The organism is Streptomyces californicus, assembly GCF_000717645.1.
Classification (GTDB): domain Bacteria; phylum Actinomycetota; class Actinomycetes; order Streptomycetales; family Streptomycetaceae; genus Streptomyces; species Streptomyces californicus.
Genome location: NZ_JNZZ01000025.1, coordinates 62,033 through 85,958, shown reverse-complemented (window position 1 = coordinate 85,958; position 23,926 = coordinate 62,033). Strand labels below are relative to the sequence as shown.

Genomic DNA, 23,926 nt, shown 5'->3' with positions numbered 1-23,926 from the left:
CCCGTACGGCACCCCCACCCCCGCCCCCGTCCTCGTCGCCGTGGCGCACGGCAGCCGCGACCCGCGGGCCCCGCGCACCGTGCGGGCCCTCCTGGACCGGGTACGGGACCTGCGCCCCGGCCTCGACGTCCGCCTCGCCCACATCGAACTGAACGCGCCGCTCCTCCCGGACACCCTGGACGGCCTGCGCGGGGCCGACGCCGTCCTCGTCCCGCTGCTCCTCGGGCGCGGCCACCACGTCAAGCGCGACCTGCCCGCCGCGACGGCCGCCGCCCCCGCCGTACGCACCCGGATCGCCGAGCCCCTGGGCCCGCACCCCCTGCTCGTCGAGGCGCTGCACGAGCGACTCCTCGACGCCGGATGGACCCCCGCCGACCGGGGCGACCCGCGCACCGCCGTGGTCCTCGCCGCCGCCGGCTCCCGCGACCCCGACTCCGCTCGGGACACCCGGCGCAGCGCCCGCCTGCTCGCCGCGCGCCTCGGCGTCCCCGTCGTGCCCGCGTACGCCTCCGCCGCGGCGCCCACCGTCCCCGCCGCCCTGCGCGCGCTCGCCGCACGCGGACGCCACCGCGCCTTCGTCGCCTCGTACTTCACCGCCCCCGGCCGCTTCGCGAGCGCCTGCGCCGCCGCCGTACCGCACCGCGCCGCCGCTCCGCTCGGCGACCACCCGGCGACGGCCCGCCTCGTGCTGCACCGCTACGACCGGGCGCTGTCCGCGAACGCCCCGGCCGACACGGTGACCTTGCTCGCTTCCGCCTGACATCCCGGCCCGCTCGGCCACGTCGTCGCTCCCGGTCGCTACTGTCGGGACCATGGACGGCACACAGGGCACACAGGGCGCACACGGAACAGAACCGGCACTCGGCGCACGCGGCACTCGGAGCGGCGCCGGGGCGAGCCCCTACGGCCCCGCCGACACCCAGCGGTTCGACACCGAGGAGGACAAGCGCCCCGGCCGCACCGCCTTCCAGCGCGACCGCGCCCGGGTCCTGCACTCCGCGGCCCTGCGCCGCCTCGCCGGAAAGACGCAGGTCGTCACGCCCGGCACCCGTTCCCCCATGTGGGACGCCAGCCCCCGCACCCGGCTCACCCACTCCCTGGAGTGCGCCCAGGTCGGCCGCGAGCTCGGCGCGGTCCTCGGCTGCGATCCGGACCTGGTGGAGACGGCCTGCCTCGCCCACGACATGGGCCACCCGCCGTTCGGCCACAACGGCGAACAGGCGCTCGACGACTTCGCCTCCGACTGCGGCGGCTTCGAGGGCAACGCCCAGTCGCTGCGCCTGCTGACCCGCCTGGAGCCCAAGCGCTTCGTCCACGACCCGCGCACCGGCGACCTGGTCAGCGTCGGCCTCAACCTCACCCGGGCCGCACTGGACGCCGCCACCAAGTACCCCTGGCCGCGCGGCGCGCACCCCACCGACCCGCACGCGGTGAAGTTCGGGGTGTACGCCGACGACCTCCCGGTCTTCTCCTGGGCCCGCGAGGGCGCCCCCGGGGACCGCACCTGCTTCGAGGCCCAGGTCATGGACTGGTCCGACGACGTGGCGTACTCCGTGCACGACTTCGAGGACGGGCTGCACGCCGGGCACATCGACCCCAACTGCCTCTACGCCGAACCGGAACGCGAGGAGATCTGGGCCGTCGCCATCGGCCGCTACGTCCCCGCCGACACCGACCCGCAGGAGCTGGCCGCCGCCCTCGACCGGCTCATCGACCAGGAGTGGTGGCCGCACGGCTACGACGGCTCCGCCGTGGCCCAGGCCCGCCTCAAGGACGCCACCAGCCAGCTCATCGGCCGGTTCTGCCTGGAGGCCGAGACCGCCACCCGCGCCGTGTACGGCCCCGGCCGCCTCGGCCGGTACGGCGCCGAACTGGTCGTCCCGCGCGAGGTGCGGCACGAGTGCGCGGTGCTCAAGGCGGTGGCCGACCGGTACGTGATGCAGCGCGCCGAACAGGAGGCCCTCCGCGCCGACCAGCGCGTCGTCATCGCCGAACTGGCCGCCGCCCTTACCGCCCGCGCCCCCGAGGGCCTGGAGCCGCACTTCCGCGCCCTGTTCGACCAGGCGACCGACGACCACGCCCGCAAGCGCGTCCTGATCGACCAGATCGCCGCCCTGACCGACGCCTCCGCACGATCCCTGCACGCCGCGCTCACCGCCCGTCGCGGCTGACCGGCAGACTGGAACGGGCCGGGCAACCGACCACCGGGTGTGGACCGTCCGGGACACACCCTCTTTCGCCATCACGCCGCGTGCGGGACGCTCGCGGGAGTGGGGGCGTAGCGCAGCACAGCACTGAGGAGGCATCACGTGGTCGACGCAGACCAGACGTTCGTCATCGTCGGAGCGGGACTCGCAGGGGCGAAGGCGGCCGAGACGCTGCGCGCCGAAGGGTTCACCGGCCGGGTGATCCTCATCGGCGACGAGCGCGACCACCCCTACGAACGGCCGCCGCTCTCCAAGGGCTACCTGGAGGGCAAGGCCGAACGCGACAGCGTCTTCACCCACGAGCGCCCCTGGTACGCGGGCGCGGACATCGAGCTGCACCTCGGCCAGCCGGTCACCGCCCTCGACCGGTACGCGAGGACCGTGCAGCTCGGCGACGGCACCGTCATCCACTACGACAAGCTGCTCCTGGCCACCGGCTCGGAGCCCCGCCGCCTGGACATCCCCGGCACCGACCTGGCCGGCGTCCACCACCTGCGCCGCCTCGCCCACGCCGACCGGCTGCGCAACGTGCTCGCCGCCCTCGGCCGCGACAACGGCCACCTGGTGATCGCCGGGGCCGGCTGGATCGGCCTGGAGGTCGCCGCCGCCGCCCGCGGCTACGGGGCCGAGGTCACCGTCGTCGAGTCCGAGCCCACCCCGCTGCACCAGGTCATCGGCCCCGAGCTGGGCCAGATCTTCACCGAGCTGCACGCCTCGCACGGCGTCCGCTTCCACTTCGGCGCCCGCCTCACCGAGATCACCGGCCAGGACGGCATGGTGCTCGCCGCCCGCACCGACGACGGCGAGGAGCACCCCGCCCACGACGTGCTCGCCGCCATCGGCGCCGCCCCGCGCACCGCGCTGGCCGAAGCCGCCGGACTGGAGACGGCCGACCGCGCCCAGGGCGGCGGCATCGCCGTCGACGCCTCGCTGCGCACCTCCGACCCGCACATCTACGCCGCCGGGGACGTCGCCGCCGCCTCCCACCCGCTGCTCGGCGCCCGGCTGCGCGTCGAGCACTGGGCCAACGCCCTCAACGGCGGACCGGCCGCCGCCCGCGCCATGCTCGGCCAGGACGTGACGTACGACCGGGTGCCGTACTTCTTCTCCGACCAGTACGACCTGGGCCTCGAATACTCCGGCTGGGCCCCGCCCGGCTCCTACGACGAGGTGATCATCCGGGGCGACGCCGGGAAGCGGGAGTTCATCGCGTTCTGGCTCAAGGACCGCCGCGTCCTCGCCGGGATGAACGTCAACGTGTGGGATGTCACCGAGACGATCCAGGAGCTGATCCGGGGCCGCCGCCAGCTCGACCCGGAAGCCCTCGGCGACCCGTCCGTGCCGCTGGACTCCCTGCTCTGAGACGTACGGCCGGGGTGCGGGCGGCCACGGCCCGCACCCCGGGCCCGCGGCTGCCCCGCGTCCGGCCGTCCGCGTCCCCCCGTAGACTTCACCCGTGGCTGGCAGGATCAACGACGACGACGTGAAGGCGGTACGGGACGCCGTCCCGATCGACTCCGTCGTGTCCGAGTACCTCCAGCTGCGCAACGCGGGCGGCGGCAATCTCAAGGGCCTCTGCCCCTTCCACGACGAGAAGTCCCCCTCCTTCCAGGTCAGCCCCTCCAAGGGCCTGTTCCACTGCTTCGGCTGCCAGGAGGGCGGCGACACGATCGCCTTCGTGATGAAGATCGACCACCTCTCCTTCTCGGAGACGGTCGAGCGCCTCGCCGCCAAGGCGGGCATCACCCTGCGCTACGAGGAGGGCGGCTACAACCCCTCCCACCAGCGCGGCGAACGCATCCGGCTGATCGAGGCCCACCAGGCCGCCGCCGAGTTCTACGTCCGTGCCCTGGAGAGCCCCGAGGCCGAGATCGGCCGGACGTTCCTCGCCGAGCGCGGCTTCGACCAGGACGCCGCCGCCCACTTCCGGGTCGGCTACAGCCCGGCCGGCTGGGACCACCTCACCCGCTACCTGCGCGGCAAGGGGTTCAGCGACAAGGAACTGATCACCTCCGGCCTCTCCCAGGACGGGCGGCGCGGCCCCATCGACCGCTTCCGCGGCCGGCTCATGTGGCCGATCAGCGACACCGCGGGCGACATCGTCGGCTTCGGTGCCCGCAAGCTGCGCGACGACGACAACGGCCCCAAGTACCTGAACACCCCCGAGACCCCGATCTACAAGAAGTCCCAGGTGCTGTACGGCATCGACCTGGCCAAGAAGGACATCGCCAAGGCCAGCCGCGCCGTCGTCGTCGAGGGCTACACCGACGTCATGGCCTGCCACCTCGCCGGGGTCACCACCGCCATCGCCACCTGCGGCACCGCCTTCGGCAACGACCACATCAAGATCCTGCGCCGCCTCCTCATGGACAACGGCAGCGCCCGCGTGATCTTCACCTTCGACGGCGACGCGGCCGGACAGAAGGCCGCCCTGCGCGCCTTCGAGGACGACCAGAAGTTCGCCGCCGAGACCTACATCGCCATCGCCCCCGACGGCATGGACCCCTGCGACCTGCGCCTCGTCAAGGGCGACGACTCCGTACGCGACCTCGTGGAGCCGCGCACCCCGCTCTTCGAGTTCGCGCTGCGCCAGATCGTCGGCCGCTACGACCTGGAGACCCCGGCCGGCCGCGCCGCCGCCCTCGACGAGGCCGCCGCCGTCGTCGCCAAGATCAAGACGAGCAGCGTGCAGCGCGAGGTCGCCGTCCAGCTCGCCGGGCTCGTCGGCATCCTCGACCAGGAGTTCGTCGTCCGCCGCGTCGCCCAGCTCGCCCGCTGGGCCCGCGACAAGGGCGGCGACCACGGCGAGCGCGGCGGCCGGGGCGGCCCCCAGGGCGGCCGCGGCCCGCGCGGCGGCGCCCCGCAGCAGACCGCCCCCGCCCCCGCCTTCTCCGGCCCCGCGCTCAACCTCCGCAGCCCCGCCCACCGCACCGAGCGCGAACTGCTCAAGCTCGCCCTCCAGAAGCCCGCCCTGGTCTCCCCGGCCTTCGACGCCTACGGCGTGGACGAGTTCACCGCCCCGCCCTACGCCGCCGTACGCCAGTGCATCGAGGAGGCGGGCGGCGCCGAACAGGGCGTCGTCGACGACCGGGCCTACCTCGGCGCGGTCCTGGACGCCGCCCCCGACAACACCGTCCGCAACCTCGTCACCGAACTGGCCGTCGAGGTCTTCCACGGCAAGTCCATCGACGAGACCTACGCGGGCATGCACCTCGTCCACGTACGGCTGCGCGCCGTCGACCGCCGTATCGCCGACGTCCAGAGCAGCCTCGCCCGCCTCGGCACCAACGTCGCCCCCCAGGACCTGGCCGCCGCGCAGAACGAGGTCTGGGTGCTCCAGCAGTACGCCCAGACCCTGCGCGCCCACGGCGCCGCCGCGCTCTGAACCGGCCCGCCGGCCCGCCGGGCCGGTAACCGTCCGGTGACGGACCGGAATCAGAAAGTCCTCGCACGCCCCTCGTGACAGCCGTGTGTCGTACCCCACACTGGGGAATGTCTGAGGCAACGGAGCACGCCGGTCCGCACGGGGACACCCGCGCCCGGACCGACCTCCACCCCCGTCATCCGGCAGCGATCACCTGGAGGTCGCCCCCGTGCAGACCCGGACCGTGACGACCACGACCGAGCCCATCGCGGCCATCCCGGCGCAGCACAGGGCCCTGCACCACCCGGAGACCACCACCGGCCCGCCCGGAACCGCCCCCGAGGCAGTCATGGTCGAAGCGACGCACCTCCCCGACCCCCCGGACCCCCGCAGCCGCGCGGACTCCGGCGGCCCCACCTCCGACCTGTTCCGGCAGTACCTGCGCGAGATCGGCCGCATCCCGCTGCTCACCGCCGCCGAGGAGGTCGAGCTCGCGCGCCGCGTCGAGGCCGGGCTCTTCGCCGAGGAACGCCTCGCGGGCACCCCCGACCTCGACTCCCGCCTCGCCGGCGACCTGGACCGGCTCGTCGTCCTGGGCCGCACCGCCAAACGCCGGCTCATCGAGGCCAACCTCCGCCTCGTCGTCTCCGTCGCCAAACGCTACGTGGGACGCGGATTGACCATGCTCGACCTGGTCCAGGAGGGGAACCTCGGCCTCATCCGGGCCGTCGAGAAGTTCGACTACGCCCGGGGCTACAAGTTCTCCACGTACGCGACCTGGTGGATCCGCCAGGCCATGTCCCGCGCCCTCGCCGACCAGGCCCGCACCATCCGCGTCCCCGTCCACGTCGTGGAGCTGATCAACCGCGTCGTACGCGTCCAGCGCCGGCTCCTCCAGGAACGCGGCGTCGAGCCGACCGCCGAGGACATCGCCGCCGAGCTGGACCTGACGCCCGAGCGGGTCACCGAGGTCCTGCGCCTGGCCCAGGAGCCGGTCTCCCTGCACGCCCCCGTCGGCGAGGAGGACGACGTCTCCTTCGGCGACCTCATCGAGGACGGCGACGCCCCCTCGCCCGTCGAGTCCGCCGCCTTCCTGCTGCTGCGCGAACACCTGGAGGCGGTGCTCTCCACCCTCGGCGAACGCGAACGCAAGGTGGTCCAGCTGCGCTACGGCCTGGACGACGGGCGGCCCCGCACCCTGGAGGAGATAGGACGGATCTTCGGCGTGACACGCGAACGCATCCGCCAGATCGAGTCCAAGACCCTCACCAGGCTGCGGGACCACGCCTTCGCCGACCAACTCCGCGGCTACCTCGACTGATCCGGACTAGTCCACCTCGGCCAACGCCTCCGCGAACTGCGCCGCGTACAACCGGGCGTAGGCGCCGCCCGCCGCCAACAGCTGCTCGTGCGTGCCCTGTTCCACGATCGACCCGTTCTCCATCACCAGGATCACGTCCGCGTCCCGGATCGTGGAGAGCCGGTGCGCGATCACGAACGACGTACGCCCGTGCGCCAGGCGCGCCATCGCCTTCTGTATCAGCACCTCGGTCCGGGTGTCCACCGAGCTGGTCGCCTCGTCGAGCACCAGGATCACCGGATCGGACAGGAACGCCCGCGCGATCGTGATCAGCTGCTTCTCGCCCGCGCTGACACCGGTGCCCTCGTCGTCGATCACCGAGTCGTACCCGTCGGGCAGCGTCCGGATGAACCGGTCCGCGTGCGCCGCCTTCGCCGCCTCCTCGATCTCCTGCCGGGTGACCTCGCGCGAAGCGCCGTACGCGATGTTCTCCGCGATCGTCCCGCCGAACAGCCAGGTGTCCTGGAGCACCATGCCGATCGAGGACCGCAGTTCGGCCCGCGACATCCGCGCCACATCCACCCCGTCGAGCGCGATCCGCCCGCCGGTCACCTCGTAGAACCGCATCAGCAGATTGACCAGCGTCGTCTTGCCCGCACCGGTCGGACCGACGATCGCGACGGTCTGCCCCGGCTCCACGCTCAGCGACAGGCCCTCGATCAGCGGCTTGTCCGGCTCGTAGCGGAACGACACCTTCTCCAGCGAGACCCGGCCCTGAAGCGCCTCCGGCCGCTCCCCGTGCTCCGGGTCCGCCTCCTGCTCCTCGGCGTCCAGCAGCTCGAAGACCCGCTCCGCCGACGCGATGCCGGACTGGATCAGGTTGGCCATCGAGGCGACCTGCGTCAGCGGCATCGAGAACTGCCGCGAGTACTGGATGAACGCCTGCACGTCACCGATCGACAGCGCGCCCGAAGCGACCCGGAGCCCGCCGACCACCGCGACCAGCACGTAGTTGATGTTGGAGATGAAGAACATCAGCGGCTGCATCAGACCGCTGGCGAACTGGGCCTTGAACCCCGCCTCGTACAGCGCCTCGTTCTGCTCGGCGAAGTCCCGCGCGGACTCCTCCTGCCGGCCGAAGACCTTCACCAGGGTGTGCCCGGTGTACATCTCCTCGATATGGGCGTTGAGCGTGCCCGTCACCCGCCACTGCCGCACGAACTGCGGCTGCGACCGCTTGCCGACCTGCGTCGCCACGACCACCGACAGCGGGACCGTCACCAGCGCGACCAGCGCCAGCAGCGGCGAGATCCAGAACATCATCACCAGCACGCCGACGATCGTCAGCACCGAGTTGATGAGCTGGCCCATCGTCTGCTGGAGCGTCTGCGAGATGTTGTCGATGTCGTTCGTCGCCCGGCTCAGCACCTCACCGCGCTTGGCCCGGTCGAAGTACGACAGCGGCAGCCGCGCCAGCTTCGTCTGGAGGTCCTCCCGCAGCTGGAACACGATCCGGTTGATCACCCGGATCGACACCCGCGTCGCCACCAGCATCAGCAGCCCGGCCCCGACGTAGATCGCCAGGGCCACCAGCAGGACGTTCCCCACCGCCCCGAAGTCGATGCCCTCGCCCGGGGTGAAGTCCACGCCCGAGAGCATGTCGGCCATCGACCCCCGGCCGTCCGCCCGCAGCGCCTCGATCGCCTGCGCCTTCGTCGTCCCGTCGGGCATCCCGCGCCCCACGACACCGGCGAAGATCAGGTCGGTCGCCATGCCGAGGATCTTCGGCCCGGCCACCGACAGCGCCACGCTCACCGCCACCGCGGCCAGCATCAGGTACAGCGACGCCTTCTCCTGCCCGAACCGCTTGAGCAGCCGCTTGCCCGACCCCTTGAAGTCCATCGACCGGTCGGTGGGCGCGCCCCCGGCCATCATCCGTCCGCCCGGACCGGCCATTACGCGGCCTCCGCTTCCGTCAGCTGGGAGAGCACGATCTCCCGGTACGTTTCATTGCCGTCCATCAGCTCGTGATGGGTCCCGGACCCCACGACCCGGCCCTCGTCCAGCACCAGGATCCGGTCCGCGTCGCGGATGGTGGACACCCGCTGCGCCACGATCACCACGGTCGCCCCGGCCGTCTCCCGGCCCAGCGCCGCCCGCAGCGCCGCGTCGGTCGCGTAGTCCAGCGCCGAGAACGAGTCGTCGAACAGATAGATCTCCGGCCGCTGCACCAGCGTCCGCGCGATCGCGAGCCGCTGCCGCTGACCGCCGGAGACATTGGTGCCGCCCTGCGCGATCGGCGCGTCCAGCCCGTGCTCCAGCGCCTCGACGAACTCCTTCGCCTGCGCCACCTCCAGCGCGTGCCACAGCTCCTCGTCGGTGGCGTCCGGGTTCCCGTACCGCAGATTCGTCGCCACCGTCCCCGAGAACAGGTACGGCTTCTGCGGCACCAGCGACACCGTCCTCGCCAGCAGCGCCGGATCGAGCGTCCGCACGTCCTCGCCGTCGACCAGCACCGCGCCGTCCGTCACGTCGAACAGCCGCGGTACGAGCCCGAGCAGCGTGGACTTCCCGCTGCCCGTCGACCCGATGACCGCGGTCGTCTCCCCGGGCCGGGCCACCAGGTCCACGTTCCGCAGCACCGGCTCCTCCGCACCCGGATAGCGGAACTCCGCCCCGCGCACCTCCAGATGCCCGTGGCGCCGCAGTTCCATGACGGGCGCGAGCGGCGGCACGACGCTCGACTCGGTCCCCAGGACCTCCTCGACGCGCTCGGCGCACACCTCGGCGCGCGGCACCATCATGAACATGAAGGTGGCCATCATCACCGCCATCACGATCTGCATCAGATAGGCGAGGAACGCGGTCAGCGCGCCGATCTGCATTCCGCCGCTGTCGATGCGGTGGGCGCCGAACCACACCACCGCGACCGACGACACGTTGACCACCGTCATCACGGTCGGGAACATCAGCGCCATCAGCCGCCCGGTCGCCACCGACACGTCGGTCAGCTCGGTGTTCGCGCCCCGGAACCGCTTCTCCTCGTACCCGTCCCGGACGAAGGCGCGGATGACCCGGTTGCCGGTGATCTGCTCGCGCAGCACCCGGTTCACCCCGTCCAGCCGCTCCTGCATGGTGCGGAACAGCGGCCGCATCCTCTTCACGATCAGGCCGACCGAGACGCCCAGCACCGGCACGACCGCCAGCAGCACCGCCGAGAGCGGTACGTCCTGCCCGAGCGCCATGATGATGCCGCCGACGCACATGATCGGGGCCGACACCATCAGGGTGAACGCCAGCAGCACCAGCATCTGGATCTGCTGGACGTCGTTGGTGGTCCGGGTGATCAGCGAGGGGGCCCCGAACCGCCCCAGCTCCCGGGCGGAGAAGGACTGCACCCGGTCGAAGACGGCGGCCCGCACGTCGCGCCCGAGCGCGGAGGCCGTACGGGCGCCGTAGAACACGGCCCCGATGTTGCAGAGGATCTGGAGCACGCTGACGGCGATCATGAGGCCGCCGAACTCCAGGATGTAGCCGGAGTCACCCGTGACGACACCGTTGTCGATGATGTCGGCGTTGAGGCTGGGCAGATAGAGGGTGGCGCAGGTCTGCAGCAGCTGGAGCAGCACCAGCAGCGCGATGGGTTTCTTGTACGGGGCCAGATGGACCCGCAGGAGTTTTATGAGCACGCGTGTCTCTCGGAATCGGCGGCAGGCAGAGGCCGACCCAGTTTCGCGTACGCCGTACTCCGAGGGCGAACCGATATTCCCAAGCCCGGGTCAAACCTGGGTCCCGAGCCCTGGCCGGACCTGATTCCCGAGCCCGGGTCAGGCCCGGCGGAGGCCCGTGCGATTCCCACGCCCGGGTCGGACCTGGCGGAGGCCCGCCCGATTCCCGCGCCCGGGTCGGACCCGGTGCAGGCCCGCCCGCCCGGCCTCACACCGGCCGCACTCCGGCCTCACCCGGGCCTCACTCCGAGTGGACGCCCCCGAAGGCCCCGGGGTGGATCTGCTCGCGGGTCGCCCGGTACTGCTGACGCACCGCGCCGCCCACCGCCAACTCGTCGCCGGGCTCCAGCACCTGGGCCGCCGCGCCCTGCCAGGCCGGGGGAGTACGCGGATCGAGCGAGCCCTGCGAGACCCCGAGCGCCCACGCCGCCTGCCGGGCCGCGCCGATCGCCGCGTACTGGGCGGGCTGCGGCACCACGACCTGGCTGCCGAACACCGCCGGGGCCAGCGCCTGCACGGCGGGCAGTTCGGCGGCGGCCCCCAGCAGGAACACCCGCCGCACCTCCACGCCCCGCCCGCGCAGCACGTCCAGCGCGTCGGCCAGCGAGCACAGCATGCCCTCGAACGAGGCCCGCGCCAGATGCTCCGGCTTCATCGACTCGCGCCGCAGCCCGCAGAGGGTGCCCGCGGTGTGCGGGAGCTGCGGGGTGCGCTCACCCTCCAGATAGGGGAGCAGTACCAGCCCCGACGCCCCCGGGGTGGACTTCAGGGCCAGCGCGGACAACTCCTCCAGCCCGTCCAGGCCGAGCATCTCAGCGGTCCCGCGCAGGGCGCGTACGGCGTTGGAGACGTGGACGACCGGCAGGTGCATCCCGGTGGCGTCGGCGAACGAGGTGATCATCCCGCTCGGATCGGCGAGCGCCTCGTGGTGCACGGCCATCACGGAACCGGAGGCCCCCAGCGACACCACCGCGTCGCCCACGGAGACCCCGAGCCCGAAGGCGGCGGCCATGGTCTCGCCGGTGCCCGCGGAGATCAGCAGCCCCTCGGGCGTCATCCCGGCGGACTCGGCGGGCCCGAGCACCTCGGGCAGCGCGGCGGAGTGCCCGAGGGCGAGCTCCACCAGATCGGGGCGGTAGGAGGCGGAGCCGGCCGACCAGTACCCGGTGCCCGAGGCCGCGCCCCGGTCCGTGGTCCGCCGGGCGGGCCGGCCGAGCAGCTGCCACACGAGCCAGTCGTGCGGCTGGAGCACGGCGGCCACCCGCTGGGCGTTCTCCGGCTCGGTCCGCTTCAGCCACCGCAGCTTCGCGACCGGCTGCGCGGCGCTCGGCACGGCCCCGACGGCCTCGGCCCAGACCTGCCGCCCGCCGAGCGAGTCGATGAGATCGGCCGCGGCGACCTGCGCCCGCCGGTCGTTGCCGAGCAGGGCGGGGCGTACGAGATTGCCCTGCTGGTCCAGGGGGACCAGCCCGTGCTGCTGCGCCGAGACGCCGATGGCCTGCACGCCTTCGAGCAGCCCGCCGGAGGCCGCCTCACCGAGCGAGAGCAGCCACGCCTGCGGATCGACCTCGGCTGCCTTGGCCTCGACCGGATGGGCGGCGTACCCCTCGCGGAGCACGGCGCCCGAGTCCGTGTCGCAGACGACGATGTGAGTGAAAGCGGACGAACTGTCCAACCCCGCGACTATGCCCATACGAAGATTCTGCCGCACCGGCGGACCATCCCGGAACTCACATCGCGCCCCACCCGGCTCAGGTGTTGGTCGTCCCCCAGTCGTCCTCCAGCCCGTTGCGGCTGCTGCGGTCCCGCAGCGACCGGACCCGCTCGGCGACGGAGGCGGGCACGTGGTCCCCGACCTTGTCGCCGACCGAGTGGTACGCCTTGCCGGCGAAGTCCCGCCCGCTGTGCGCGGCGCTCTCGGCGGCGTTGCGGACGGCGGGGTTCTCCGCGAACCGCCGGGCCGACTTCTTCAACTGCTCGTAACGCTCGCGCCCGGCTCGCGTGCCGAGCACGTAACCGAGGGCCACTCCGGCGATGAACGTGAGCCGGTACCGCATGGCTGCCACCCTTCCTACGCTTGGTGCGACGTGTGCAGCCCGCCTACCCGCAGGCACCCGAGATCACCCCGGGCGATACCGATTGGCGGAGCACCCCCCTGCTTGCGCTAATGTATGTGTCGCAGCGAACGCGCGCCGCCCGGCAGCCGCCAGGCAGGTACGATTTCGAGGCAACGCAGCAATCCCCTGTAGCTCAATTGGCAGAGCAGCCGGCTGTTAACCGGCAGGTTACTGGTTCGAGTCCAGTCGGGGGAGCGCGATCCCCTGTAGCTCAATTGGCAGAGCATTCGGCTGTTAACCGGAGGGTTACTGGTTCGAGTCCAGTCGGGGGAGCGGAACGGAAGAGGACCCTGCGGGGTCCTCTTTCGCGTCTGGCCGGGACCGGCCCTCCCACCCCGGCGGGAGGGCCCCGCGATCACTCGTTGGGGTGTCCTTCGCCCTGACCGCAACCGGGCAGCACGCAGCGCCGTCCTCAAGATCAGGCGAAGTCGAGCATCCGAAGCAAGAGATCGTATGACCGGCTATGCTGCGGCAGACGGGGCGCACACATGTACGCGCCACGCCGAAACGGGGCGGTAGCTCAGCCGGTTAGAGCAGCGGACTCATAATCCGTCGGCCGTGGGTTCGAGTCCCACCCGCCCCACCGTCTTCCCCAGGCAGAATCGTTCTGGCCTGGGGATACGTGTTTTCGGGGGTATTTCGTGCGCGGCGGTGCCGGGCGGACGTGAGGAATGGCGGGCCGACGGCGCGCGGCCTACTGGTGGGTGACGCGGTCGGAGGGCGTTCGGCTTATTCCGATGTCCCGGTACCGCCCGGTGGCCGGGACGAGGACAGGGCCGTCTGGCGACTCCTTGCCCGTACGGGAAGCGGATGCCGGAAGCCGCTCGGTGCCGGGGGAGCCGGTCCGCCCCTGTGATCGGATGCCTGGCGTCCCGTGGTCGGAAGGGCGCGGCTACCATCCCCTGTGACCGAAACAGCCGAACCGCGTGCACGACGCACCCATATACTCGCCGACCTCACGCCCCTGCGGACCTCGCCCGCCTACCGGCGGCTCTGGTTCGGGAACACCGTGTCCTGGATCGGGCAGGGCATGACGGCGCTGGCCGTCTCGCTCCAGGTCTACGACATCACCGGGTCCGCGTTCTCCGTCGGGCTCATCGGGTTCTGCTCGCTCGTGCCGCTCATCGTGTTCGGGCTTTACGGCGGGGCCGTCGCCGACACCGTCGACCGGCGCAAGCTCGGACTGTTCAGCGCCCTCGGGTCGTTCACCCTCTCCGTCGTCCTGGTGGCGTCGGCCCTCGTGGGTGTCGAGCACGTCGGTCTGCTGTACGCGATCGTCGCCCTCCAAGCCGTCTGCTTCGCCCTCAACGCGCCCGCCCGCGCCTCGATGATCGCCCGGCTGCTCCCGGCCGAACAGCTGCCCGCCGCCAACGCGTTGACCACCATGACCAGTACGACGGGCACCCTCGTCGGGCCGATGCTTGGCGGCCTGATCGTCGGCTGGTGGGGCTACCGGGCCGCGTACACGGTGGACGCCGTCTGCTTCACCGCCTCCCTGTACGCGATGTGGCGCATGCCCTCGATGCTGCCCGACCGCAAGGACGGAGAGGCGCGCAAGCGGGCCTCCGTCCTGGACGGGCTGCGCTTCCTCGGGACCCGGCCCAATCTGCGGATGACCTTCTTCACCGACCTGTGCGCCATGGTCCTCGCCCACCCCCGTGCCCTCTTCCCGGTCGTCGCCGTCCTCTGGTACGGGGGTGACGCGCGGACCACCGGACTGCTCGTCGCCGCACCGGCCCTGGGCGCGCTGCTCGGCGGGGTGTTCTCCGGCTGGCTGGGCCGAATCCGGCGGCACGGGCTCGCGATCCTGCTGGCCGTGGGCTCCTGGGGCGCCGCCATCGCCGTCTTCGGGCTGACCCGCAACCTCTGGCTCGGGCTGCTGTTCCTGGCCCTCGCCGGGTGCGCCGACACCGTCTCCATGGTCTTCCGCAACACCATGCTCCAGGCGGCCGTCCCCGACGAACTGCGCGGCCGGCTCCAGGGCGTGTTCATCGTCGTCGTGGCGGGCGGGCCCCGCCTCGGGGACTTCCTGGCGGGCTCGGTCGCCGACCTCGCCTCGCCCGCCGTCGCCGTCACCGGCGGCGGCGTCCTGTGCGTGACCGGCGTCGCCCTGCTCGCGCTCAAGTGGCGCGCCTTCGCCCGCTACGACGCCCGCGACCCGCAGCCGTGAGCGCGTGCTACGTGACGATCGAGCGCGCGATCCCCAGCTCCACGAGGTCCTGCGGGCGCAGGCGGAGCTGGTCGGCGGTCGCGCCGGTCTCGGACGGGGCGCGCTTGAGGATCGCCGCGGCCAGTTCCGGGGCGATCACCGAGAAGTAACTGTCCGCCGTGACATGGGTGTTGTCCGGCGAGGCGAGCGCCAGCGCCCCACCCGATCCGCCCTCGCCGATCACCAGCGTCGTCACCGGCACCCGGGCCGCCGCGATGGCCGCGAAGGCGTCCGCGATGGCCGCGCCCGCGCCCGCCCGCTCCGCCTCGGCGTCGTTGGCCGCGCCCGGGGTGTCGACCAGGGTGAGCACGGGGACGCCGAGCCGGTCCGCCAGCCGGATCGTGCGGGCCGCCGCACGGTAGCCGGCGGGGCGGGTCGGGGTCCCGCACTGGGCCACGTACGCGACCGGGTGCCCGTCCGCGCGCAGCCCGAAGCCGGTCAGCAGCCCCGGGTCCGTACCGCCGGACCTGTCCCCGTGGAGGGGGAGCCGTACGGGGAAGCAATCGGCCAGGTACGCCTCCGCGCGCGGCCGCCGGGGATCCCGGGCCCGCGCCACCGCCTCCCGGCCGGTGGCGGGGAGCCGGGGAGTCGATCCCGCGCCGGCCGCTCCCTCCGTGCCGGCGTTTGCCGGTTCCGTGTCGGCCGTTCCCTCCGTGGCGGCGTCCGCCGGTTTCGTAACCGCCGCTTCCACCGTGCCGGCGTCCGCCGCTTCCGTACGGGGCGGCTCACCGGCCGGCGGCAGCGCGCGGGGTACCGGGGCCGGTGGGAGCGCTTCGTGCGGGCCGAGGGCGTGCAGCCAGTGCGCCACCGCCGTGGCCAGTTCGCCGGGCGGGACGACCGCGTCCACCTGGCCCGCCGCGAACTGCCCCTCGGCGCTGTACGCGTACGGATCGGCGTCCGGCGGCCGCACCCGGGAACCGGCGAAGCCGATCTGCGCGCCCGGCAGCGCCAGCACCACATCGGCGCCCGCGCCCACCGTGGCCCAGCCGCCACCCGTCGTCGGGTCGCGGACCACCGCGATCTGCGGGATTCCGGCGGCCCGCAGTCGGACGGACGCGGCGGCCACGCGCTGGAGTTGGGTGAGCGCGACCATCCCCTCCTGCATCCGGCTGCCCCCGGTGGCGACCAGGGCGAGCAGTGGCAGCCGCCGGGTCAGGGCCAGTTCGTACGCCGCCGTCAGCCGGTCACCCGTCGGGCCGCCCAACGAGCCGCCCAGGAAGCCGAATTCGAAGGAGAGCAGGACGCAGGCGCGGCCCCCGACCGATCCGGTGCCGTACACCACCGACTCTTCCTCGCCGGTCCGGTCCGCGGCACGTCTCCGAGCCGCGTCGTACCCTGCCCAGCCCAGCGGCCCGTCCGGCGGCCGGGGGCGCGGCGGCGGGCGGTGCTCGGTGAAGGCCGTCGCGCCGGTGAGCAGTGCGATCATCTCCCGGGCCGTCGCCGGGGGAGGGGCGGAAGCGGAGTCCGGAGCGGGATTCTCGTCAGGCACGCCAGGCACGCCAGGCACGCCAGGCACTTCAGGCACGTCAGGCACGGAGCGACCTCTTCATGATCTTGCCCAGGTCGTTGCGGGGCAGGGCGTCCAGATAGCGCACGGTGCGCGGGCGCTTGTGCGGGGCGAGTTGGGCCGCCACGTGATCCGCCAACTCTTCGGCGGAGGGCGGAGAGTCGGGGGCGGCGGGGACCACCCAGGCGACGACCCGCTCGCCGAGGTCCGGGTCCGCCTCGCCCGTCACCGCCGCCTCCCGGACCCCGGGGTGGGCCAGGAGCGCGTTCTCGATCTCACCCGCGCCGATCTTGTAGCCGCCGCTCTTGATCAGGTCGGTGGCCTTGCGCCCGACGAGGGTGACGTAGCCGTCCTCGTCCACGGTGCCGACGTCGCCCGTACGGAAGTAGCCGTCCGCCGTGAGCGCCGCGGCGGTGGCGTCGGGACGGTTGAGGTAGCCGGTGAACAGGTTCGGGCCCCGGACCTGGATCTCCCCGATCGCCCCGGGGGCGTCGAGCACCGTGCCGTCGTCCTCCACCAGGCGCAGTCGGACCCCGGCGAGCGGAGGGCCGACCGTGCCGGGGCGGGAGGCCCCGTCCGCCCGGATGCCCGTGTTCATCAGGGTCTCCGTCATCCCGTACCGCTCGATCACGCGCCGCCCGGTCGCCGCCGCGATGCGCTCGTGGTCGTGCACGGGCAGCGCCGCCGACCCGGAGACCAGCAGCCGGGCCCCGGCCAACGCCCGTGCCAGCGCGTCCCGTTCAGCGGCGTCCCCCGATCCGTCCAGCACCTCCGCCAGCCGGTGGTACATCGTCGGGACCCCGAACAGCATGGTCCCGCCCGACGCCAGCTCCCGGGCCACGCCGTCCGGTGAGAACTTCCCCAGGTGGCGTACGGACCCGCCGCGCCGCAGCGGGCCGAGGACGCCCAGGATCAGGCCGTGCACGTGGAACAACGGCAGCGCGTGGACCAGGACGTCGTCGCCGGTCCACCCCCAGGCGTCCTCCAGCGCGTCCAGGGAGGCGGCGACGGCCCGCCGGGGGAGGACCGCCCCCTTCGGCGGACCGGTGGTGCCGGAGGTGTAGACGACGAGGGCGGGAGCCTCGGGGCCGGCCGCGTCGCCCGCCGCCGCTGCCGAACCGGGCCCCGCCGTCCCGGGCTCCGTGCCCCCGGGCGTGAGCGAGCCCGACCCCGCCACCGCCCCGGGCGTTCCCGCCGTCCGCGCGTCCACCGTCACCCGGCGCAGCTTCTCCAGCGCGGGCGGCAGTACGTCGTCCGGCCCCGCCATGACGGCCGTGGGTGCGCTGTCGGCCAGGATGTGCGCCAACTCCCGCTCTCCGGTACGCGGGTTGAGCGGCACCGCCGGGACCCCGGCGCGCAGCGCCGCCACCACCGCGAGCACCGTCGCGGGCGTCGGTGTGGCCCAGACGGCGACGCGGCCCGCGTCCGCGATACGGGTGGCGAGCGCGGCGGACGCCTCGGCCAGCCGGCCGTAGGTCAGGGAGAGGTCGCCGAAGCGGACGGCCTCCCGCGAGGCCGCCGGGCCGGTGGGGGACTGGAGCGCGGGGAGAAGGAGGGAGGTCACGCCGGGAAGCCTAGGACGTCCCACCGGCTCCCGCCCGGCCCCGGCCGCCTATGAGGGGAGCGTCACGCACCCGGTCCGAACCATGCCCGACCGGATGAAAGCGGGATCTTCCGTCGGAGGCCCGCCCGGTGGCTCATCCGTCGCCCCGGATGTTCCTCATCCGCCCGTACGCGTACACGCACCCCGCCAGCGCCAGGTCCGACAGCAGCATGAAGCCGATCGCGTAACTGTCCTTGGCGCTGTAGATCGCGCCCATCACCAGGGGCGGCACGAAACCGCCGAGCCCGCCCATCGCCCCGACGATGCCCGTCACGCTGCCCACCTTCGGCTGCGGAGTGACCTGCGAGACCAGGGCGAACACGCTGCCGCTCGCGGTGCCGAGCCCGGCCGCCATCGCCAGCAGGGCGATCGTGCCGATCGGGTCCAGCGGCGGCTCGAAAGCCTGCACGACCGCCATCAGCGCGGCCAGCAGCAGCGCTCCGGCGGTCACCAGCGCCGGGTGGACCCGGTCCGAGAGCCAGCCGCCGATCGGCCGGAAGACCACCGTGACCAGCGCGAACCCGGCCGCCTTCGTGCCTGCCTCGGTCGGCGACATCGCGTACCAGGTCTTCAGATACGTCGGCAGGTAGACCCCGAACGCCACGATTCCGCCGAAGCCGATCGCGTACAGCGCCGACAGCTCCCACGTCACCCGCAGCCTCGCGGCCCCGCCGAGCCGGTGCGCCAGCGTGTCCGTGGGGACCTTCCGGCCCGGGTGGTCGCTGACCAGGACGGCGGCCAGCAGCGCGTACACCACCAGCGCCCCCGCGACCACGAGGAAGGGCAGGTTGTCGCCGTGCTTCGCGATGCGCGGAGTGAAGTAGCCCGACAGCGCCACTCCGCCCATGCCCATCCCGAACACGCCCAGGGCGAAGCCCCGCTTGCGCGGCGGGAACCACGCGTTGACCAGCGGAACGCCGATCGCGAACGTCGTCCCGCCGAGTCCCAGCAGGAAGCCCACCGCCAGCATCGCCCCGTACGAGTTCTTCGCCGGGATCAGCAGCAGTACCGGCACGATCGTCAGCGCCGAGACCAGCGGGAACATCAGCTTCGCGCCGTACTTGTCGGTCAGCGCCCCGACCGGGATCCGGCCGAGCGAGCCCACCAGCACCGGCACGGCCACCAGGAACGACTGCTGGAACGAGCTGAGCCCCAGCCGGTCCTTGTAGTCCCCGGACATCGGCGCGATCAGGTTCCACGCCCAGAAGGTCAGCGCGAAGCCGACCGTCGCCATGACGAGGTTGCGGTACGCCGCCGGGGAGGGCCCGGCTCCGGTCGGCGCGGGCGGTCCGGGGGACTGCTGCACAGAGGTGTCCACACCGGCCAGTCAACGGGCCGGGGGACCGGACGGCCCGCCGGGCTGCGCCGACCGGGCGACCGGGGCGGTCGCCGGGGAGACCGGCCGACGACCGGGCTCCTGGGTGGCCCCGGCGGATACCGCCCCGGCACCCGGGCGGCCGGGCAAGCCCCGGCCGAAGGCAGCGGACGGGCGGACGTTCCTCAGCCGATATCGCCTCAAGCTGGGACAATCGGTGTATGGATCGGCTGGACAGGGAAATCCTCGGCATCCTCCAGGAGGACGCCCGCATCTCGTACCGGGATCTGGGCGCACGCGTGGGGCTCAGCGCCAACGCGGCCGGCGACCGGGTTCGCCGGATGCGCCGCGACGGCGTCATCCGGGGCTTCACCGTGATCATCGACCCGGCCGCCGACACCCGATCGGGCCTGGTCGTCTTCATCGATGTGACGTTGCGCCTCGACACGACGAACGAGGAGTTCGAACGGTCGGTGCTGATGCTTCCCGGGATCACCGAGGTGGTGCACCTGACGGGCGGCCACGACTACCTCCTGCGGGCCACCGCCGCCGACCCGGGGGCGCTGGACACCCTGCTGCGGAGGCTGAAACGCGAGGCGGGCGTCGCCCACTCCACCACCCGGATCGCCCTGCGGGCCGCACCCAAGCACTGAAAGGGCGGCGGCGGCCCCGCGGAGCCGCCGATCGAGCCCGGCTCGGCCTCAGCGCGGCTCGGCAGCGCGGCTCTGCCTCAGAGCGGGGCCTCCCAGGTCATCGTCGTCGGTCGGCCGTCCTCGCCGCGCCCGTCGTCCGCGACCACCAGCCGGAGCCCCGCCCGCCCGTCCGGCAGCCGGACCGTGGCGTCCACCTCCACCTCGATGGCCGAGACCCCCGGCCTGCGGTGCGCGGCGGCCAGCGCCCCGCGCAGGGCGGCCAGCAGTTCCCGGGCCGCCTCCTCGCCCACCAGCGCGTCCACCGCCCCGATGAACCGCACCGACGGCGGGAAGCCGAGCACCGCCGCCGCGCCGCCGGTCTCCCGCAGTACACGGCCCCGGAAGGTGGCCGGAGCCTCGGCGGGCGGCTGCTGGAGAGCGAAGATCGCGGTGCGGACCTCCTGGATCGTGGAGTCCAGTTCGTCCACCGCGCGGGCCAGCAGGTCACCGGCGTCGGCCCCCGGACGGTCGCCGCCTCCCGCGCCGCCCGGCGCCGTCCCCGCACCCGGCCCCGTCCCGCTCCCTTCCGCCCTCTCCGTTCCCTGCGTCCCCGTCGTCTCCGCAGGCGGCTCGCCCCCACCCCTGCCGCCGTTCGCACCCGCGGCGGCTCTGCGGCGGGTCGACTCCAGCATCATCTCGGTGGCGAAGAGCCGCTGCACCACCAGATCGTGCAGGTCACGGGCGATCCGGTCGCGGTCCTCGTACACCGCGAGCTGCTCCCGGTCCGCCTGCGCGTCCGCCAGCACCAGGGCGAGCGCGGCCTGCGAGGCGAACTGGGTCGCCAGCAGCCGGTCCAGATCCGTGTACGGCCGGTCCCCGCGCCGCCGGGGCAGGGCGAGGGTCCCGATGAGCCGCCCGCCGCTCTGCAACGGCAGCATCATGCTCGGCCCGAACCGGGACCGTACGCCGGTGGTCATACGGGGGTCGGTGGCGGAGTCGTCGATGAAGACCGGCTCACCGCCGAGCAACTGCACCAGGACGGCGGAGCCGGGCTCGATCACCGTGCCGACGATGCCTGCCGGGTCGTCCAGCGTGGACGCGGTGACGATCTCCATGCCGCCCTCCTCGGTGGGCTGGAGGATCACTCCGGCCGAGGCGTCCGCCAGTATCCGGGCCCGTTCGGCCACCGTCATCAGCGCGTCGGCCGCGTCGGTGCCGGTCAGCAGGGCCGTGGTGACGGCCGCCGCTCCCGCGATCCAGCGCTCCCGCTGGCGGGCCGCCCCGTACAGCCGGGCGTTGCCGATCGCGATGCCCGCCTGGGCGGCCAGGGCCCGCACCAGGGCCAGATCGATGTCGGTGAACGGCCCGGAGGGTTTCCCGGAGAGGTGGAGCCGGCCGAACACCTCGGTGTGCACGACGATTGGGGTCCGCAGGGAGCCGCCTTCCGCCGGAGGACCGGGGGAGCGGTCCGGTGCTGGGGCCGGTGCCGGGGCCGGTGCGGGGGGCGGGGTGTGGTCGCGTACGGGAGCCGGGCCCGGGGTGTGGTCGCGCACGGGGCCCGGCGCGGGGGCCCGGTCCGGTACGGCGTCCGGTGCGCGGGCGCGGTCCGGGCCGGGGGCACCGGGCGCGGACGCCGCCAGGACCGGGTTTCCGGCGGGGGCGTCCGGGAAGAGGTCGATGCGCTGCCGTTCCGCCTCCGTCATACCGGTGGTGTAGAGGGCGTCGACCCGGTCCCGGTCGGGCTCCAGCACCCCGAGCGCCCCCTGACGGGCCCCGGTCAGCGCGGTGGCGGTGTCCACGATCTGCTGGAGGGTGGAGCCCAGCTCCAGATCGCTCCCGACGTCGAGAACCGCCTCCAGGAGCATCGGCAGCCGCCCGACGACCTCCGCACCGGCCTCCCCCGTATCGGGCCCCTCCGTAACGGGCCCCTCCCCACCGGCCTCCACCGAATCAGGCCCCTCCGAGCCGGCTTCCACCGAGCCGGCCGCCTCCGGCCCGTCCGCCTCCGCACCGGCCTCCCCCGAATCAGGCCCCTCCGTATCGGGCCCCTCCCCACCGGCCTCCACCGAACCAGCCGCCTTCGCACCGGACTCTCCGAGCCCCGGCCCACCGTGCCCCGGCTCGCCCACCTCCGCCCCGGCCGCGTCCCGCGACGGGCTCATCCTGCCAGCGGGTTCAGGACCATCGGCTGGATCTTGCCGTCCAGCATCGCGCCCAGACCCAGCACCGCGCAGGCGTCGGGCCGCTCGGCGATGTGCACCGGCATCCCCGTCGCCTCCCGCAGCATCTGGTCGAGGCCCGGGAGCAGCGCGCTGCCGCCCACCATCATGATTCCCCGGTCCGCGAGGTCGGCCACCAGGTCCGGCGGGCAGTCGCGGAGCACCTTGCCGACCCCGTCGAGCACCGCCGTGAGCGGGGTGTGGATCGCCTGCCGTACGGCGGCGGTGTCCACCTGCGCCGAGCGGGCCAGGCCGGTCGCCACGTCGCGGCCGTGGATCTCGGTGAGGGCGGGGCCGGTGGTCTGGAGGCCGTTGCCGTGCAGCGCCAGTTGGAGCGGGCGCACCGACTGGCTCGGCAGCAGCAGCTGATGGTGCTGGCGCAGGTGCTGGATGATCGCCTCGTCGATCGCGTTGCCGCCCACCGGGATGCGTACGGCGGTCACGATCGAGCCGAGCGAGAGCACCGCGATCTGGGTGGTGGCGGCGCCGCACACCATGATCATGGTGGCGGTCGGCTGCTCGACCGGCAGCCCGCAGCCGACGGCCGCCGCGATCAGGGTGTCCACCAGCTCGACCCGGCGGGCGCCGAGGCCGATCAGGGTCTCCACCGTCGCCCGCTGGGCCAGCGGATCGGCCTCGTGCGGGGTGCAGGCGGCCGCGCGCAGGCGGGGCTTGCGGCGAAGGCTGCGGCGGAGCTTGTCGCCCAGCAGGTGGCGCAGCATCCGCTGGGCCATCTCGATGTCGACCACGGAGCCGCCGGAGACCGGCCGGGCCACCCGGATGTAGTGGGGGGTGCGGCCGGTCATCTGTTCGGCGAGCGCGCCGACGGCGATGAGGGAGCCGGTACGGGTGTTGACGGCGGCGACGCTCGGCTCGTCCACGACGAGCCCGAGCCCCTTGACGTACACCCGGGTCCTCGCGGCCCCGAGGTCGACGGCGACATGGCAACGCTGCAACTGCTCAAGGCTGACGGTCACGGCGATTCTCCCGAGCGCGCGGATGGAGGGGCACCGGCGGCGGCCGGTCTCTCCTGACAACTCTGGGCCGCTCCGGCCCGTCGCGCGCGCTGGGCTGCGCCGTAAGAGGGGGACGCGCTGACGGTTGGTCAGCCCGCCTCCCGGTCACTCCGGAAGGAGCCGCTGGAACAGGCCCCAGGTGAACTCCGCGACCCGCTCCCGGCCGGACGCCCGATCGGTGACCGCGAGCGACCAGCGGGTCGGGGCGCTGCCCTCCATCGGCCGCGCCGGGGGAAAGGCGCGCGCCGCTTCGTCCACGGTGCACGACCAGGGGCGCAGCTCCGTCACGGAGGTGAACTCCGGGGCCGCCGCCCCCGGGGCCCGGACGAGCCACTCGTTCCACACCGCGCCGCCGGGCCCGGCCATCACCTCGAACCGCAGGTCCGGCCAGAGCGGCACCGGCCACAGCAGGGCCTCGCACTCCAGGTCCCCGACCCGGCGCGGCAGGGTCAGCTCCGGTACGCCGAGCACCGAGCGGTAGCGGTTCAGGGCTCCCCGCCCCCGGGGCGCGCGCACCATGGCCTGCCAGCGGCGGTTGGCCTCCCGCATGTCGGCGAGGGACGCGCCCAGTTCGTGCCGCGCCTCCTCGACGAGACCGGGCTGGTGGTCGGCCATCCGGCGGAGCAGGACGAGCTGGAACTGGAGGGGGCCGAAGGGGGCGGGAGCGGTCATGCGGCCCATCCTCCCGCGTGTCAGGCGTATCGGACCG

17 protein-coding genes and 3 tRNA genes are annotated in these 23,926 nt (G+C 73.4%); 10 read left to right on the top strand and 10 right to left on the bottom strand.

Annotated features, from left to right (window positions below; translation table 11 throughout):
* The 5 genes from IF19_RS0128380 to IF19_RS0128360 form a co-directional block, all read left to right on the top strand.
* Nucleotides 1-760: sirohydrochlorin chelatase (locus IF19_RS0128380; RefSeq protein ID WP_030120144.1), on the top strand; the 760-nt coding region annotated here is incomplete at its 5' end.
* A 52-nt stretch (nt 761-812) separates the two neighbouring features.
* Entirely contained in the window at nt 813-2,171 is a 1,359-nt protein-coding gene (locus IF19_RS0128375; RefSeq protein ID WP_030118259.1) for a deoxyguanosinetriphosphate triphosphohydrolase, read from the top strand.
* A 138-nt stretch (nt 2,172-2,309) separates the two neighbouring features.
* Nucleotides 2,310-3,569 (top strand): NAD(P)/FAD-dependent oxidoreductase, encoded by a 1,260-nt coding sequence (locus IF19_RS0128370; RefSeq protein ID WP_030278036.1) that lies wholly within the window; start codon nt 2,310-2,312, stop codon nt 3,567-3,569.
* A gap of 94 nt (nt 3,570-3,663) precedes the next feature.
* A complete protein-coding gene (gene dnaG / locus IF19_RS0128365; RefSeq protein WP_030118262.1) occupies nt 3,664-5,592 on the top strand; it encodes a DNA primase in 1,929 nt (642 codons plus the stop codon).
* Between the two features lie 208 nt (nt 5,593-5,800).
* Complete coding sequence (locus IF19_RS0128360) at nt 5,801-6,892, top strand: RNA polymerase sigma factor (RefSeq protein ID WP_030118263.1); 1,092 nt, start codon at nt 5,801-5,803, stop codon at nt 6,890-6,892.
* A 6-nt stretch (nt 6,893-6,898) separates the two neighbouring features.
* Here the strand turns inward: IF19_RS0128360 and IF19_RS0128355 are convergent, their stop codons facing one another.
* From IF19_RS0128355 to IF19_RS0128340, 4 genes are all read right to left on the bottom strand, one after another.
* The gene (locus tag IF19_RS0128355; protein ID WP_030120146.1) at nt 6,899-8,827 is read right to left on the bottom strand and encodes an ABC transporter ATP-binding protein; all 1,929 of its coding nucleotides are present in this window, start codon (nt 8,825-8,827) and stop codon (nt 6,899-6,901) included.
* A complete protein-coding gene (locus IF19_RS0128350; RefSeq protein WP_030118266.1) occupies nt 8,827-10,560 on the bottom strand; it encodes an ABC transporter ATP-binding protein in 1,734 nt (577 codons plus the stop codon). The genes IF19_RS0128355 and IF19_RS0128350 overlap by 1 nt, the downstream gene beginning before the upstream one ends.
* Nucleotides 10,561-10,840: 280 nt before the next feature.
* The gene (locus tag IF19_RS0128345) at nt 10,841-12,292 is read right to left on the bottom strand and encodes an FGGY family carbohydrate kinase (protein ID WP_030191131.1); all 1,452 of its coding nucleotides are present in this window, start codon (nt 12,290-12,292) and stop codon (nt 10,841-10,843) included.
* 58 nt (nt 12,293-12,350) lie between these two features.
* Entirely contained in the window at nt 12,351-12,656 is a 306-nt protein-coding gene (locus IF19_RS0128340) for a hypothetical protein (RefSeq protein WP_030118269.1), read from the bottom strand.
* A 182-nt stretch (nt 12,657-12,838) separates the two neighbouring features.
* Between IF19_RS0128340 and IF19_RS0128335 the strand changes: the two genes are divergently transcribed.
* From IF19_RS0128335 to IF19_RS0128320, 4 genes are all read left to right on the top strand, one after another.
* Nucleotides 12,839-12,911, top strand: a tRNA-Asn gene (locus IF19_RS0128335).
* 5 nt (nt 12,912-12,916) lie between these two features.
* Nucleotides 12,917-12,989: transfer RNA gene (locus IF19_RS0128330), tRNA-Asn, on the top strand.
* A gap of 236 nt (nt 12,990-13,225) precedes the next feature.
* Nucleotides 13,226-13,299, top strand: a tRNA-Ile gene (locus tag IF19_RS0128325).
* Between the two features lie 321 nt (nt 13,300-13,620).
* On the top strand, nt 13,621-14,886 hold the full coding sequence (locus IF19_RS0128320; RefSeq protein ID WP_030278034.1) for an MFS transporter: 1,266 nt from the start codon (nt 13,621-13,623) through the stop codon (nt 14,884-14,886).
* Nucleotides 14,887-14,893: 7 nt separating this feature from the next.
* Here IF19_RS0128320 and IF19_RS0128315 read toward each other — a convergent pair whose 3' ends face one another.
* The 3 genes from IF19_RS0128315 to IF19_RS0128305 all read right to left on the bottom strand — a co-directional run bounded on the left by IF19_RS0128315 (nt 14,894) and on the right by IF19_RS0128305 (nt 19,353).
* A complete protein-coding gene (locus IF19_RS0128315) occupies nt 14,894-16,351 on the bottom strand; it encodes a carboxyl transferase domain-containing protein (RefSeq protein ID WP_030120149.1) in 1,458 nt (485 codons plus the stop codon).
* 100 nt (nt 16,352-16,451) lie between these two features.
* Entirely contained in the window at nt 16,452-17,996 is a 1,545-nt protein-coding gene (locus IF19_RS0128310) for an acyl-CoA synthetase (protein WP_030118273.1), read from the bottom strand.
* Between the two features lie 133 nt (nt 17,997-18,129).
* Nucleotides 18,130-19,353, bottom strand: a complete 1,224-nt coding sequence (locus IF19_RS0128305) for a nitrate/nitrite transporter (RefSeq protein ID WP_030118274.1) — start codon at nt 19,351-19,353, stop codon at nt 18,130-18,132.
* A gap of 218 nt (nt 19,354-19,571) precedes the next feature.
* Here IF19_RS0128305 and IF19_RS0128300 point away from each other — a divergent pair, with 218 nt between their 5' ends.
* The gene (locus tag IF19_RS0128300; protein WP_030118275.1) at nt 19,572-20,003 is read left to right on the top strand and encodes an Lrp/AsnC family transcriptional regulator; all 432 of its coding nucleotides are present in this window, start codon (nt 19,572-19,574) and stop codon (nt 20,001-20,003) included.
* A 77-nt stretch (nt 20,004-20,080) separates the two neighbouring features.
* Here the strand turns inward: IF19_RS0128300 and IF19_RS0128295 are convergent, their stop codons facing one another.
* From IF19_RS0128295 to IF19_RS0128285, 3 genes are all read right to left on the bottom strand, one after another.
* The gene (locus IF19_RS0128295) at nt 20,081-21,847 is read right to left on the bottom strand and encodes a sensor histidine kinase (RefSeq protein ID WP_050493870.1); all 1,767 of its coding nucleotides are present in this window, start codon (nt 21,845-21,847) and stop codon (nt 20,081-20,083) included.
* Between the two features lie 293 nt (nt 21,848-22,140).
* Nucleotides 22,141-23,178 (bottom strand): rod shape-determining protein, encoded by a 1,038-nt coding sequence (locus IF19_RS0128290; RefSeq protein ID WP_030191150.1) that lies wholly within the window; start codon nt 23,176-23,178, stop codon nt 22,141-22,143.
* Nucleotides 23,179-23,322: 144 nt separating this feature from the next.
* Complete coding sequence (locus IF19_RS0128285; RefSeq protein WP_030118282.1) at nt 23,323-23,889, bottom strand: hypothetical protein; 567 nt, start codon at nt 23,887-23,889, stop codon at nt 23,323-23,325.
* Nucleotides 23,890-23,926 lie beyond the last annotated feature (37 nt).

Coding starts and splice junctions, on each gene's coding strand:
- IF19_RS0128375 (WP_030118259.1), top strand. CDS start 813: ATGGACGGCACACAGGGCACACAGGGCGCACACGGAACAGAACCGGCA.
- IF19_RS0128355 (WP_030120146.1), bottom strand. CDS start 8,827: ATGGCCGGTCCGGGCGGACGGATGATGGCCGGGGGCGCGCCCACCGAC.
- IF19_RS0128345 (WP_030191131.1), bottom strand. CDS start 12,292: ATGGGCATAGTCGCGGGGTTGGACAGTTCGTCCGCTTTCACTCACATC.
- IF19_RS0128340 (WP_030118269.1), bottom strand. CDS start 12,656: ATGCGGTACCGGCTCACGTTCATCGCCGGAGTGGCCCTCGGTTACGTG.
- IF19_RS0128315 (WP_030120149.1), bottom strand. CDS start 16,351: ATGATCGCACTGCTCACCGGCGCGACGGCCTTCACCGAGCACCGCCCG.
- IF19_RS0128300 (WP_030118275.1), top strand. CDS start 19,572: ATGGATCGGCTGGACAGGGAAATCCTCGGCATCCTCCAGGAGGACGCC.
- IF19_RS0128295 (WP_050493870.1), bottom strand. CDS start 21,847: ATGCTCCTGGAGGCGGTTCTCGACGTCGGGAGCGATCTGGAGCTGGGC.
- IF19_RS0128285 (WP_030118282.1), bottom strand. CDS start 23,889: ATGACCGCTCCCGCCCCCTTCGGCCCCCTCCAGTTCCAGCTCGTCCTG.